The organism is Halopolyspora algeriensis, from assembly GCF_003337235.1.
Lineage (GTDB): Bacteria > Actinomycetota > Actinomycetes > Mycobacteriales > Pseudonocardiaceae > Haloactinomyces > Haloactinomyces algeriensis.
Map to the genome: position 1 here is coordinate 325132 of NZ_QPJC01000001.1, position 13124 is coordinate 338255.

General features: G+C 67.8%; 14 protein-coding genes. 6 read left to right on the forward strand and 8 right to left on the reverse strand.

Annotation, left to right across the window (positions count from 1 at the left end; genetic code table 11):
* The first annotated feature begins 176 nt into the window (after positions 1-176).
* Entirely contained in the window at positions 177-1298 is a 1122-nt protein-coding gene (locus DFQ14_RS01620) for a 5-methyltetrahydropteroyltriglutamate--homocysteine S-methyltransferase (RefSeq protein ID WP_114451208.1), read from the forward strand.
* Positions 1299-1370: 72 nt separating this feature from the next.
* Here the strand turns inward: DFQ14_RS01620 and DFQ14_RS01625 are convergent, their stop codons facing one another.
* Complete coding sequence (locus DFQ14_RS01625; RefSeq protein WP_114451209.1) at positions 1371-1571, reverse strand: hypothetical protein; 201 nt, start codon at positions 1569-1571, stop codon at positions 1371-1373.
* Between the two features lie 212 nt (positions 1572-1783).
* On the opposite strand from DFQ14_RS01625, the gene DFQ14_RS01630 reads away from it, so the two are divergent.
* Positions 1784-2413, forward strand: coding sequence for a YigZ family protein (locus DFQ14_RS01630; RefSeq protein WP_114451210.1), 630 nt, complete (start codon positions 1784-1786; stop codon positions 2411-2413).
* A gap of 7 nt (positions 2414-2420) precedes the next feature.
* Here DFQ14_RS01630 and DFQ14_RS01635 read toward each other — a convergent pair whose 3' ends face one another.
* The 7 genes from DFQ14_RS01635 to paaZ form a co-directional block, all read right to left on the reverse strand.
* A complete protein-coding gene (locus tag DFQ14_RS01635) occupies positions 2421-3728 on the reverse strand; it encodes a hemolysin family protein (protein ID WP_114451211.1) in 1308 nt (435 codons plus the stop codon).
* An 88-nt stretch (positions 3729-3816) separates the two neighbouring features.
* Complete coding sequence (paaE, locus tag DFQ14_RS01640; protein WP_114451212.1) at positions 3817-4905, reverse strand: 1,2-phenylacetyl-CoA epoxidase subunit PaaE; 1089 nt, start codon at positions 4903-4905, stop codon at positions 3817-3819.
* 3 nt (positions 4906-4908) lie between these two features.
* Positions 4909-5433 carry a 1,2-phenylacetyl-CoA epoxidase subunit PaaD gene (gene paaD, locus DFQ14_RS01645; RefSeq protein ID WP_114451213.1) on the reverse strand — a complete coding sequence of 175 codons (525 nt, stop codon included), beginning with the start codon at positions 5431-5433 and terminating at the stop codon, positions 4909-4911.
* Complete coding sequence (paaC, locus tag DFQ14_RS01650) at positions 5427-6317, reverse strand: 1,2-phenylacetyl-CoA epoxidase subunit PaaC (protein WP_114451214.1); 891 nt, start codon at positions 6315-6317, stop codon at positions 5427-5429. The genes paaD and paaC overlap by 7 nt, the downstream gene beginning before the upstream one ends.
* A gap of 6 nt (positions 6318-6323) precedes the next feature.
* Positions 6324-6665 (reverse strand): 1,2-phenylacetyl-CoA epoxidase subunit PaaB, encoded by a 342-nt coding sequence (gene paaB, locus DFQ14_RS01655; protein ID WP_114451215.1) that lies wholly within the window; start codon positions 6663-6665, stop codon positions 6324-6326.
* Entirely contained in the window at positions 6662-7621 is a 960-nt protein-coding gene (gene paaA, locus DFQ14_RS01660; RefSeq protein ID WP_114451216.1) for a 1,2-phenylacetyl-CoA epoxidase subunit PaaA, read from the reverse strand. The genes paaB and paaA overlap by 4 nt, the downstream gene beginning before the upstream one ends.
* Positions 7618-9657: a phenylacetic acid degradation bifunctional protein PaaZ gene (gene paaZ / locus DFQ14_RS01665; RefSeq protein WP_114451217.1), complete on the reverse strand. Its 2040-nt coding sequence runs from the start codon at positions 9655-9657 to the stop codon at positions 7618-7620. The genes paaA and paaZ overlap by 4 nt, the downstream gene beginning before the upstream one ends.
* A 349-nt stretch (positions 9658-10006) precedes the next feature.
* On the opposite strand from paaZ, the gene paaI reads away from it, so the two are divergent.
* The 4 genes from paaI to DFQ14_RS01685 form a co-directional block, all read left to right on the forward strand.
* Positions 10007-10402 (forward strand): hydroxyphenylacetyl-CoA thioesterase PaaI, encoded by a 396-nt coding sequence (gene paaI, locus DFQ14_RS01670; RefSeq protein WP_114451526.1) that lies wholly within the window; start codon positions 10007-10009, stop codon positions 10400-10402.
* Positions 10399-11736, forward strand: a complete 1338-nt coding sequence (gene paaK, locus DFQ14_RS01675) for a phenylacetate--CoA ligase PaaK (protein WP_420810116.1) — start codon at positions 10399-10401, stop codon at positions 11734-11736. Before paaI ends, paaK begins: the two co-directional genes overlap by 4 nt.
* A 43-nt stretch (positions 11737-11779) precedes the next feature.
* A complete protein-coding gene (locus DFQ14_RS01680; RefSeq protein WP_114451219.1) occupies positions 11780-12391 on the forward strand; it encodes a TetR/AcrR family transcriptional regulator in 612 nt (203 codons plus the stop codon).
* Between the two features lie 419 nt (positions 12392-12810).
* Positions 12811-13124 (forward strand): amino acid permease (locus DFQ14_RS01685; protein WP_114451220.1); only part of this gene is annotated, 314 nt, incomplete at its 3' end.

Sequence of the window (13124 nt, forward strand, 5' to 3'; positions counted from 1 at the left end):
TCACAGCCTGCCTCGCTGGAGTTGCGGGCTGCGCACGGCGATTTTAGCCACCCCTATCGGGCGATCCCGAATTGTCCTTGCTCACACCCATCGGGGAAAGGGGCCTTCCCGGACCACGGCCGGCGGCGCACGGCGATCCTGGCCGAACCGGCACGAAGCTCGTATGTTCGAGCGGCATGAGTCGACGCACGACGCCTCCCTTCCGCGCCGATCACGTCGGAAGCCTGCTACGGCCGCCCGCACTTCTCGATGCCCGCAAACGACTCGCCGAAGGCGAGATCACGCGACAGCAGCTGCGGGAGTTCGAGGACGAGGCCATCACCGACGTGGTGGCCATGCAGGAGGAGATCGGCCTGTCCAGCGCCACCGACGGAGAGTTCCGCCGCAGCGCCTGGCACATGGATTTCCTTTACCAGCTCGACGGGATCAGCAGGAACGACGACTCCCGGCTGACCGTGCGGTTCCACAATGCCGACGGTGACATCGAGTTCACCACACCCGAGATGCGGATTTCCGGCAGGATCGGCCTGGGCCGCACCATCTTCACCGACGACTTCACCGCTCTGGCCCAGCGGACCACGACCGCCGTACCGAAGCTGACGCTGCCCTCGCCCGGCATGGTGGAATACCGCAGCGGCCGGGCCGCCATCGACGAGAGCGTCTATCCGGACCTCGACGCGTTCCGCGCGGACCTGGCAGCGGCCTACGCCGCCGAGATCCGCGCACTGGGCGAACTGGGCTGCCGTTACCTGCAGCTCGACGACACCAGCCTCGCCTACCTCAACGACCCGGATCAGCGAGCGCAGTTCGCCGCGCGAGGTGGTGATCCGCAGACGCAACATCTGCGCACGATCGAGCTCATGAATGCCGCACTGGCGGGCCGCCCGGACGGCATGGCGGTGACCACACACATGTGCCGGGGCAACTACCGCTCGTCGTGGGCCGCCGAAGGCAGCTACGAATTCGTGGCCGAGGCGCTGTTCGGCGAGCTCGACGTAGAGGGCTTCTTCCTGGAGTTCGACGACGAGCGATCCGGCGGCTTCGAGCCTCTGCGGTTCGTCCCCCGGGACAAGGTCGTGGTGCTGGGACTGGTCACGACCAAGCGCGGTGAGCTGGAGTCCAAAGATGCTCTCAAGCGCCGGATCGAGGAGGCCACGCGCTACATCGATCTCGATCAGCTCTGCCTGTCACCGCAGTGCGGGTTCGCCTCCACCCATGAGGGCAACGCGCTCACCGTGGAGCAGGAGATCGCCAAGTTGCGTCTGGTCACCGAAACCGCCCGCGAAGTCTGGGGGTGACGCCGGGGCCGGGTGGCACTGCCGGGGCCGCTTCGCCCCGGCAGGCCACCGGTTCGCCCTGTTTCCGGTTGATCAGACGGTGGGCTCGAGAAACCGGCCGGCCACCAGGCCGGGCTCCTCGTCGCCATCGAAGCGGACCCACAGCACGGGCCCGTCGAACACGTCCGGTAGCCCCTGAGCGGTTTCGACCACTGTGCCGATCTGATCCTGAAACCGACCGAACGAGGCGCGCACCCTCGTGCCGGGCTCCAACGGACTCGATGACTGCTCCATAAGGTGGACGGTACGTGTCGCGTGGTTCGAACGGAAAACCGCATCCGAGTGATGTTCGTGTTGATCTTGTGCCCAGGGATGTCCGTTCTCGGTGCGTACGGAGCCAGCGAGCGGCGTGCTCGCAAGCCGGAGTGGTCGAACTCACTTGATTCCGCAAATATTACACACCGTGGTCGTCGGCTCAGCAGGCTTCGGCGGCAGGAGGGAGGCGCATGCGCACGATCGGGCAGCCGGGTGAGTACCAGCTCGAGGTGAAGAAGTCGCGCTTTCTGTGCGCGCTGGCTCGCGTGACGACCGAAGAACAGGCCCGGGAGTTCGTGCGGCACCGGCGCAGGCTGCATCATGAAGCCCGGCATCACTGCTCCGCCTACGTCCTCGGTGACGACGGACAGACACAGAAGTCCAGCGACGACGGTGAACCCGCGGGCACGGCCGGAGTCCCGATGCTGGAAGTGCTGCGGCGCAACGACATCACGAACACCGTGGCGGTGGTATCGCGCCACTTCGGTGGAGTGCTGCTCGGCGCCGGTGGACTGATCCGAGCCTACGGTGGTGCGGTGTCCGAGGCTCTCGAGCACGTCGGACTCGTCGAGCGGCGCGAGATGCGGGTCGTGTCGACGACGGTGGACCACGGTGTCGCGGGAAAGCTGGAGAACGATCTGCGCCGTTCGGACTACCTCGTCGCCGACGTGCACTACGGAGCCCGAGTCCGTTTCGATCTGCACATCCCGGAAACCGACGTGGCCGGGTTCGAGACATGGCTGGCCGAAGCCACCGGCGGTGCCGCCACGATCGGTCTCGGCGGGTCCGTCCACACCGAAGTACCCGTCACCGGGACGTAGTTCCACGCTATTGCACCCGGTTCCCACCGCTGCCGTCGAGCCGTTCGATACGCAGCCGGGCGATGCGACGCCCGTCCATCTCCAGCACCGTGAAGCGGTACCCGAGAGCTTCGATCGAGTCCCCTTCGGCGGGGGTGCGTCCGAACCGACTGAGCACGAAACCGGCGAGAGTGTCGTAGGGCCCTTCGGGCAGCGCGATACCGGTCTGCTCCTCGACATCGTTGAGATGCAGGAGCCCGTCGACCTCGAAGAGGCCGTCACCGGAGGTCTTCGGTGGTGTGGCACGAGGGTCGTACTCGTCGTAGATCTCGCCGACGACTTCTTCCACGAGGTCCTCGATGGTGACGATGCCGTCGGTGCCACCGTATTCGTCGACGACGAGGACCAGGTGACCCCCGCCCCGGCGCATCCGGCCCAGCGCGGCGAGCATGGGTTTGCTCCCCGGCAGCGCGACGATGGGCCGGGCGAGGTCGCCGACCGTGCGCGAGTCCTGGTGGCTGCCGTGAGTGGCGGCGAACAGGTCCCGCACATGCACGAAACCGATCACGTCGTCGGCGGAGTCCCGGGCCACCGGGTACCGCGAGTGCGGTTTGCCCGCGAGCTCGGTGGCCGCGTCGGACAACGACATCGTGGCATCCAGAAAGTGCACCTCGGTGCGGGGAACCATGACCTCGCTCAAGACCCGATCACCGGCCTCGAAAGCGTCGGTGACCAGCTGGCGTTCCTCGACGGTGAGCTGCTCGTTCGTGCGGACCATGTCGCGGAGTTCCTCTTCGCTGACCGAGCCCTGATCGGTGGTCGGACTGACTCCCAGCATGCGGACCACCGCGTTCGTGGACTTCGACAGCAGCCAGATGAGCGGCCGGAACACGGTGGCGATCCTGTCGAGGACACCGGCGGAGAACAGGGACACGCCCTCGGGCTTCTGCAGCGCCAGTCGCTTCGGTGCCAGTTCGCCCAGCACCAGCGACAGGTAGGAGACGAGCACGGTCACCAGCACCAGGGCCAGCGTGGCAGCCACCCCGGCCGGAACGCCCCAATCCTCCAGCAGTGGTTCGAGGCGCACGGCGAGGGTGGCTCCGCCGTAGCTGGAGGCGAAGAAACCGGCGAAGGTGACCCCGATCTGCACGGCCGACAGGAACCGGTTGGAGTCCTCACGCAGGTGAGTCACCCGGGCACCCCGGCGGCCCTGCTCGGCGAGCTTGCGCACCTGCCCTTCCCGCAGCGAGACCAGCGCGATCTCCGACGAGGCGAAGAATCCTCCGATCAGCACGAAAAGCAGTACCAGGGCAAGGTTCACCGCGACGCTGTCCACAACCCGGGATTGTCACATTCACGCGCGTTCCCGCACGGGTTACGCAGGTCCTCCTGCCGGGAAGCCGCCACCCGCGCGGCCCCGCACCTCAGGCGTCGTAGTCGACGGTGACGGTCTCGGAAACCGGCAGGGACTGGCAGGTGAGCACGAATCCGGCATCGACCTCGGACTGCTCGAGCGCGAAGTTGCGCCGCATGCGCACCTCGCCCTCGGTGACCTTGGCGCGGCAGGTCCCGCACACCCCGCCCTTGCACGCGAACGGCAGGTCCGAGCGGATCTTCTGCGCGGCATCGAGCACGGGGGTGTCGCGCGGCAGCGACAGCGGCGTCGAGCGCCCGTCCAGTGTCACGGTGACCTCGCTGGAGGGGCCGTCGATACCGGATTCCTCGTGCCGGACCGGCTCGGGCGGAACGTCGTCGACGTAGAACAGCTCGCGGTGCACGTTCCCGTCGGGCACCCCGAGCTCGTCGAGAACCTCCTGCGCCCCGGTGACCATTCCGTACGGCCCGCACAACCACCAGTGCTCGTCGCCCTCGAACGGCACGAGCGTGCCCAGCAGTCCTCGCAGCTTGTCGGCGTCGAGGCGACCGGAAACCAGCTCCGACTCGCGGGGCTCCCGCGACAGCACGTGCACCAGCTCCAGCCGTGCGGGATAGGTGTCCTTGAGATCGGCGAGCTCGTCGGCGAACATCACGGTGTCGCTGCGCCGGTTGCCGTAGATCAGGGTCACCTGCGAGTCGGTCTCGGCCAGCAGCGACGCCGCGATGGACAGCACCGGTGTGATCCCCGACCCGGCGGCGACGAGTACGTGGCGCCCGGAGCGGGTGAGATCGGGCGTGAACGAACCGGTGGGTGGGAGCACGTCGACCTCGTCCCCCGCCGAAACCTCGCCGGTCAGCCAGCCGGAGAACAGCCCGTCCGGGACCAGCCGCACACCGATGCGGGGCTTGTGTCCCCACGCCGCACAGATCGAATAGGACCGCCGCTGTTCTCCGTGCTCCTCCCGCCGCCGCAGCGTCAGCGACTGGCCGGGCCGGAAGGCGAATTCCTCGGCGAGGGCCTCGGGAACGTCGAAGGTCACGGCGACGGCGTCGTCACACAGCCGCTGAACGTCCGCGACGCGCAGGGTGTGGAATCCGGAGCGCCTCCTGGCCGGAAGCTCCACTGTAGACGTCACTGCTCAGATCTCCTTCATGTGCTCGAACGGTTCGGAGCACGAGCGGCAGCGCCGCAGCGCCTTGCACGCGGTCGCGCTGAACTCCGAAAGCTCGTCGGTGGCCTCCGACCCGCAGTTCGGGCAGTGTGCGTGCCTGCGCGGTGGTCCCAACGTCAGCGGCACCGGCCCCTGCTGCGTGTGCGGTGCCCGGCCGGGTGGGGCGATGCCGTGCTCGGCCAGCTTGCGGCGGCCCGCGTCACTGATCCAGTCGGTGGTCCACGGCGGGTCCAGTGCGGTGCGCACCTCCACGCGGGTGTAGCCGGCCTCGGTGAGCGTGCGGTGCAGATCGGCACGCATCTCGCTGATGGCCGGGCAGCCCGAGTAGGTGGGGGTGACGGTCACGATCACCCGGCCCGGCTCGGGAGTCTCGACGTCGCGCAGGACACCGAGATCGGCCAGCGTGAGCATGGGCAGTTCCGGGTCGGTCACCGTCTCGGCAACGCTGCGGGCGGTATCGGCCCGGACACCGGTATCGAACGCGGTCACCATGTCGCCTCCGGGTGCGCACGGGCGAGGCTCTGCATCTCGGCGAGCAGGTATCCGAGGTGCTCGGTGTGCACCCCGTCACGGCCCGCGCGGTCGGCGACCCGCCCCATCGGGGCCACCTCCGGTCGCCGCAGGCCCGCAGGCTCGAGCACCTGCCCGAGCACGTCGTCGAACTCGTCGCGCAACTCGGCCGGGTCGACCCCGACACCCGCGTCCACCACGCGGCGCTGCACGGCGTGGGCGGTGAACAGTTCGGCCACCAGCGGCCACACCTCGTCGAGTCCCCGCTGCATGCGCTCGTGCGAGTGGTCCGTGCCGTCGCCGAGCCGCACGGCCCACCGCGCGGCGTAGTCGCGGTGGTAGGTGAGTTCCTTGACGCCCTTGGCCGCGATCGCCGCGAGCACCGGATCCCGCGAACGGCTCAGGCGGCTGAACTCGGCCAGCTTCCACGTCGAAAACACCAGCAGCTGCGCGATCGTCCGCCCGAAGTCACCTCCGGGAAGCTCGGCCAGTCGCACGTTGCGGAACCGGTTCTCGTCCCGGAAGTAGGCCAGCTCGTCCTCGCTGCGCCCGGTGCCGTCGGTCTGCCCGGCTCGCGCGAGCAGCATCCGGGCCTGCCCGAGCAGGTCGAGCGCGATGTTGGCCAAGGCGACCTCGTCCTCCAGCTCGTGGGCACGGGTACACCACTCGGTCAACCGATGGGACAGGATCAGCGCGTCGTCACCGAGCATCAGGCAATAGGCGGCGAGGTCGTCGCCGTCCACCCCGCTGGGCACCGCCGTGTCCACTCCGGCCAGCGGATCGTCGAACCCGGTGCCGAACGCCCAGCGCGCATCCCCCTCGGCATGGTCGGCGACCAGGGCCTCGTAAGCATTGTCGAACGACATGGGGCCTCACATGTGCGGGACGTCGTCGGGAATGGAGTAGAAGGTCGGATGGCGATACACCTTGTCCGCGCTCGGCGCGAAGAACGAGTCCTTCTCGTCCGGGCTGGAGGCGGTGATGTGCTCGGCACGCACCACCCAGATGCTCACGCCCTCGTTGCGCCGGGTGTAGAGATTGCGCGCGTTGTGCAGGGCCATCTCCTCGTCGGCGGCGTGCAGCGAGCCGACGTGGACGTGGTTGAGGCCGCGCTTGCCGCGCACGAACACCTCGTACAGCGGCCACGAGGAGCGCGGGGTCTCCGAACCGGGCGGGGCATCGCCGGTTCCCGTGGTGGGCCGGTCCTGACTCATGCCGCTGCTCCTTCCTTCCGCGCGTTCTCCTTGGCCGCGTGGGCGGCCGCGGCGTCGCGCACCCACTGGCCGTCCTCGTGTGCGGCTCTGCGGCGTTCGAGGCGCTGCGCGTTGCAAGGCCCGTTGCCGCCGATGACCTGCTTGAACTCGGACCAGTCGGGCTCGGAGAAGTCGTAGTGCCCGCGCTCGGGGTTCCACACCAGACCCGAGTCGGGCAGGCTCACGCCGAGCGCTTCGGCCTGCGGCACGGTCATGTCGACGAACTTCTGCCGCAGCTCGTCGTTGGTGTGCCGTTTGATGCCCCACGCCATCGACTGCTGCGTGTTGGGTGAATCCCCGTCGGGTGGGCCGAACATCATCAGCGAGGGCCACCACCAGCGGTCGGTGGCGTCCTGCACCATCTCCCGCTGCTCGTCGGTGCCGCGCATCATCGTCATCAGCAGCTCGTACCCCTGCCGCTGGTGGAACGACTCCTCCTTGCAGATGCGGATCATCGCCCGCGCGTACGGGCCGTAGGAGCACCGGCACAGCGGGACCTGGTTGACGATCGCGGCACCGTCGACCAGCCAACCGATGACGCCGATGTCGGCGAAGTTCAACGTCGGGTAGTTGAAGATCGACGAGTACTTCTGGCGACCGCCGACGAGCTTGCCGGTCAGGTCGTCGCGGTCGGCGCCCAGTGTCTCGGTGGCGGAGTACAGGTACAGCCCGTGCCCGGCCTCGTCCTGCACCTTGGCCAGCAGGATCGCCTTGCGGCGCAGGCTCGGTGCCCGCGTGAGCCAGTTGCCTTCCGGCTGCATTCCGATGATCTCGGAGTGCGCGTGCTGGGCGATCTGGCGGACCAGGGTCTTGCGGTAGCCCTCGGGCATCCAGTCGCGTGGCTCGATGCGCTGGTCCCGTTCGATCGTGGCGTCGAAGTGCTGCTGCAGCTGTTCGTCGGACAGTGTTGCGGTCATGAGTTGCTCTCCTTCTGCACCAGGGTGAGCACGTCGTACTTGGCCACCGACTCGCCGTTCTGGTTGGTGACATCGGCGTCCCAGCGGACCTCGCCGTAGTCACCGCCCTGGCGCGGGGTGATCCGCTTGGCCGTCAGCGTCACGGTGATCTCGTCGCCGGGGTAGGTGGGCGTGACGAACCGCAGGTTCTCCAGCCCGTAGTTGGCCAGTACCGGTCCCGGCTCCGGCGAGACGAACAGGCCCGCCGCCAGCGAGACCACCAGGTACCCGTGCGCCACTCGCCCCTCGAAGAACGGGTTGGCCGCCGCCGCTTGCTCGTCGGTGTGCGCGTAGAAGGTGTCGCCGGTGAATTCCGCGAAGTGCTCGACGTCGTCGAGCGTCACCGTGCGCGGGCCGGCCACCACGGTGTCGCCGACGCGCAACTGCTCCAGGTGCTTGCGGAACGGGTGCACCTCGGTCGTGGTGCGCTTACTGCCCGGCATCCACTGACCCGTGATCGCGCTGAGCGTGTCGGGATCGCCCTGCACGGCGGTGCGCTGCATGTGTTGCAGCACGCCGCGCACGCCGCCCATCTCCTCACCGCCGCCCGCACGTCCCGGACCGCCGTGCACGAGCTGCGGCAGCGGTGAGCCGTGGCCAGTGGACTCGCCGGCGTTGTGCCGGTTGAGCACGAGCATCCGGCCGTGCCGGGAGGCACTGCCGGTGACGACCTCGCGGGCGAAGTCGGCATCGGCGGTGACCACCGAGCCGACGAGGCTGCCCTTGCCGCGCTGAGCCAGCTCCACGGCCTGTTCCGCCCCCTCGTAGGGCATCACCGTGCTGACCGGGCCGAAGGCCTCGACCTCGTGCGGCTGCGCCTGCTGCGGGTCGTCGCAGCGCAGCAGGAACGGCGGCACGAACGCGCCGTTGATCGCATCGGCGTCGACGACGGAGAGCCGTTCGCGGGTGTCGCCGTACACCAGTCGCCCGGCCTCCAGCAGCGCCTTGAGCGAGCGGCGCACCTCTTCGCGCTGCTCGAGACTGGCCAGGGCGCCCATCCCGACATCGGAGTTGGCGGGATTGCCGACCTTGATCGCCGACAGCCGCTCGGTGGCCGCGTCGATCACGTCGTCCACGAGTGACGCGGGCACGAACGCCCGCCGGATCGCGGTGCACTTCTGACCGGCCTTGACCGTCATCTCGGTGACGAGCTGACCGACGAACAGGTCGAACTCCTCGGTACCCGGTGTGGCGTCCGGCCCCAGGATCGAGCAGTTCAGCGAGTCGGCCTCGGCGTTGAACCGCACCGCCTGGGCCACCACGTTCGGATGGGTGCGCAAGCGCTGCGCGGTGGAGGCCGAGCCGGTGAACGACAGCTGGTCCTGGTCGGTGAGATGGTCCAGCAGGTCGCCCGCGCTGCCGCACACCAGCTGCACCGATCCTTCGGGCAGAATCCCGGACTCCACGATGAGCTCGACGAGCCGGTGGGTCAGGTAGGCGGTCTGCTCTGCCGGTTTGATCAGGCTCGGCACCCCCGCCAGAAAGGCCGGAGCGAGCTTTTCCAGCGGTCCCCACACGGGGAAGTTGAAGGCGTTGATCTGCACTGCCACCCCGTGCAGCGGGGTGGCGATGTGCTGGGCGAGGAACGTGCCGCCCTTGCCGAGTTGTTCGGGATCCCCATCGACGTGGACCGTGTCGTTCGGCAGCTCACGCCGCCCCTTGCTGGAGTAGCTGAACAGCACGCCGATGCCGCCGTCGACGTCGAACTTCGCATCGCCCTTCGTCGCTCCGGCACGGGCCGACAGCGCGTAGAGCTCGCCACGGTACTCGCGCAGGTGGGAGGCAAGCGACTTCAGCAGCGCCGCGCGTTGGTGAAAGGTCAGCTCCCGCAGCGCGGGCCCACCGATCCGGCGCCCGTAATCGAGCGCAGCGGCCATGTCGACACCCGCCGAGGAGATCCGGGCGATCTCCTCTCCGGTGACGGCGTCGTGCAGGGGCGTGCCGTCCTCGGCGGGTTCCTGCCATTGCCCACTGACGTAATTGCGCAGCACGCTCATCGACTCGCTCCCTCCTCACCGGCAGCCGGATCGCCATCCATCCGAATTACTGACCGATCGGTTGGTGCTGATTGTGACGCAGGACAGCCTCGAGCACAATCATCGAATCACGCCGTCACCACTGCGGAATCCGCACACGATCGCGGGGTTGACATCAGTGTGGTGACATCCAACACTGCTCCGGTAACCGACTGTTCGGTCAGTTTCCGTGGTTGCGGCGCTCCGCCTCCGCGGGCTTCCGGCCGGTCGGACACTCCCGGTCGAGCCTTTTCGGCCGCTGCGCACCCGGTCCCGAGAGGTGGCACCCGTGAATTCCAGCCCTCCGACCATCGCGAGCCCGACCTCGGCGATGTTCGACGACGATCACGCCTCGAAGGCTCTGGGCATCGAACTGCTCGAAGCCGCAGACGGCCGCGCGCTCGCACGCATGCTCATCACCGAGCAGATGGTCAACGGCCATTCCATCGCCCACGGTGGCTACGTCTTCCTGCTGGCCGACACCGCCTTCGCCTGCGCATGCAACAGCCACGGGCCGGTCACGGTCGCCTCCGGCGCCGAGATCACGTTCGTCGCGCCGGGATACGAGGGTGATCTGCTGTATGCCCGCGCCGAGGAGCGGACCAGCTTCGGGCGCAGCGGCATCTACGACATCACCGTCCGCCGGGATGGCGAGCAGGGTCCCGTCATCGCCGAATTCCGCGGGCACAGCCGCAGCATCAACAACGAGGGAAGGGGCGAGTCATGACGGAGACGGCACCGGCGTCGGCAATGCCGTCCCGGCGAGCGGACACGGCCGCCGGAGGAGACAGCACGGAGAGGCTCGGCGCCGACGAACTCGCCGCCCTGCAGCTCGAGCGCCTGCAGTGGGCACTGCGGCACGCCTACGACAACGTCCCCTTCTACCGGCAGCAGTTCGACGCGGCGGGGGTGCACCCGCAAGACTGCCGCAGCTTGGCCGACCTGGCGAACTTCCCCCTCACCACCAAGCACGACCTGCGCGAGAACTACCCGTTCGGCATGTTCGCGGTTCCGCAGGAGCAGGTGCGGCGCATCCACGCCTCCAGCGGCACGACCGGCCGGCCCACGGTCGTCGGCTACACCCGCAACGACCTCGACATCTGGGCCGACATGGTGGCCCGCTCCATCCGGGCGGCCGGGGGCCGCCCCGGCCACAAGGTCCACGTCTCCTACGGCTACGGCCTGTTCACCGGCGGGCTGGGCGCACACTACGGCGCCGAACGGCTGGGCTGCACCGTCGTCCCGGCCTCCGGCGGGATGACCGCACGTCAGGTGCAGATCATCCGGGACTTCGAACCCGAGATCATCATGATCACACCGAGCTACATGCTCACGCTGATCGACGAGTTCCGCCGCCAGGGCATCGATCCGCGGGACACCTCCCTGTGCGTCGGAATCTTCGGAGCCGAGCCGTGGACCGCCGAAATGCGCACCGAGATCGAGGAGGCCACAGGCATCGACGCGGTGGACATCTACGGCCTGTCCGAGGTGATGGGCCCCGGCGTGGCCAGTGAATGCGTCGAGACCAAGGACGGCCCGCACATCTGGGAGGACCATTTCTACCCCGAGATCATCGATCCGATCACCGGCGCGTCACTGCCGGACGGGGAACCGGGCGAACTGGTGTTCACCTCGCTGACCAAGGAAGCGCTGCCGATCATCCGCTACCGCACCCGCGACCTGACCCGGCTCCTTCCGGGTACGGCTCGCCCCGGCATGCGCCGGATGCAGAAAGTGACCGGCCGCAGCGACGACATGCTCATCCTGCGAGGCGTCAACGTCTTTCCCACCCAGATCGAGGAACTGGTGCTGCGCGCCGAGGGGCTTTCACCGCACTTCCAGCTCGTGATCTCACGGCAGGACCGGATGGACCACCTGACCGTGCGGATCGAAGCCGACGAGACCACCACCCTCGAGCAGCGGCAGTCGGCACCGACCGTGTTGACCAAGGCGATCAAGGATGCGGTCGGGGTCACCGCGGAGGTGTGCATCGTCGATCCCGGCACGCTGGAGCGCTCGGTGGGCAAGCTGCAGCGGGTCATCGACGACCGCAACGGCTGACCTGCACCGACCGCCTTTTCCGGCACTGCGGGAGACTGAACCCATGACGGACGGCACGAGCAGGAGCGCACAACGGGGCAGGCCGGGATACGATCTCGATTCGCTGCTGCACACCGCGGTCAAGGTCTTCCACGAGCGCGGCTACGACGGCACGAGCATGGAGGATCTGGCCAAGCGACTCGGTATCACGAAGTCGGCGATCTACTACCACGTGCCGAGCAAGCAGGAATTGCTGCGGTTGAGCGTCAACCGCGCCCTGGACGCACTGTTCGCGGTGTTGGACGAGCCGGAATCGGGCACCGGTGCGGCCATCGACCGGCTGCACCACGTCGTGTGGCGCAGCGTGGAGGTCCTCGTCGACGAACTGCCCTTCGTCACCCTGCTGCTGCGGGTGCGCGGCAACAGCAAGGTCGAGCGTCAGGCACTGGCGCGGCGGCGCGAGCTCGACCACCTCGTGGGCGAACTCGTCGCCGAGGCCGAACACGAGGGGAGCCTGCGCCTGGACGTGGACCCCGCGCTGACCAGCAGGCTGCTGTTCGGCATGGTCAACTCGTTGATCGAGTGGTACCGGCCCCGCCATGGATTGACCAAGAACGAAATCGCCGATGCCGTCACCAAAATCGCCTTCGACGGCCTCCGCCGTCCCGCGACATAGCGGGCGCTTTTCTCACCGGGCAAGCCACGAAAACCGTGAATGGTCGTCGCGGAATGGTCGTCGCGCTGCGCGTGAATGCCGCTACACCGAAAAACCACAAAAGCGTCACGGACGAGGTCGGAACGACACTGCGAGAACCGTGATGATCATCACGGCATTCCGGGCACATGCGGCGCTGACCCGGCTTCGGCGCACGTCATTGCCCTTACGAAGATCACCGAGCACCGGATCGACGTGATCGAAATGTGACTCCACGGTCACGTGGTGTCTCGGTTCTGTCACTATACGTGCAACATGTACAAGAATGTTACCGCCAAACCCGAGCAGTATGCCGATTCGTGTTGACGGAACCTCGCACATGGCCGAGAGTCCTGTCACCGTAGTAATGCGAGTCACAAAGGACAGGAAAGGGCGAACAGATGGCGACACCAACTGCGCCACCGACACGGGCCCACGTACAGCTCGATACGGGGGTACGCAGAGACGTCAACAAGCTCAGTCTGCTGTTCACCGGCGTCGGAGCGATCATCGGCTCCGGCTGGTTGTTCGGCGCTCTCTACGCCTCACAGATCGCGGGGCCCGCGGCGATCCTTTCCTGGATCATCGGCGCGATCATGATCATGATCATCGGCCTCGTCTACGCCGAGCTGGCCGTGATGTTTCCCGTGGTCGGCGGCATCATCCGCTTCCCGCACTACTCGTTCGGCTCCTTCGCCAGCTTCAGCTCCGGCTG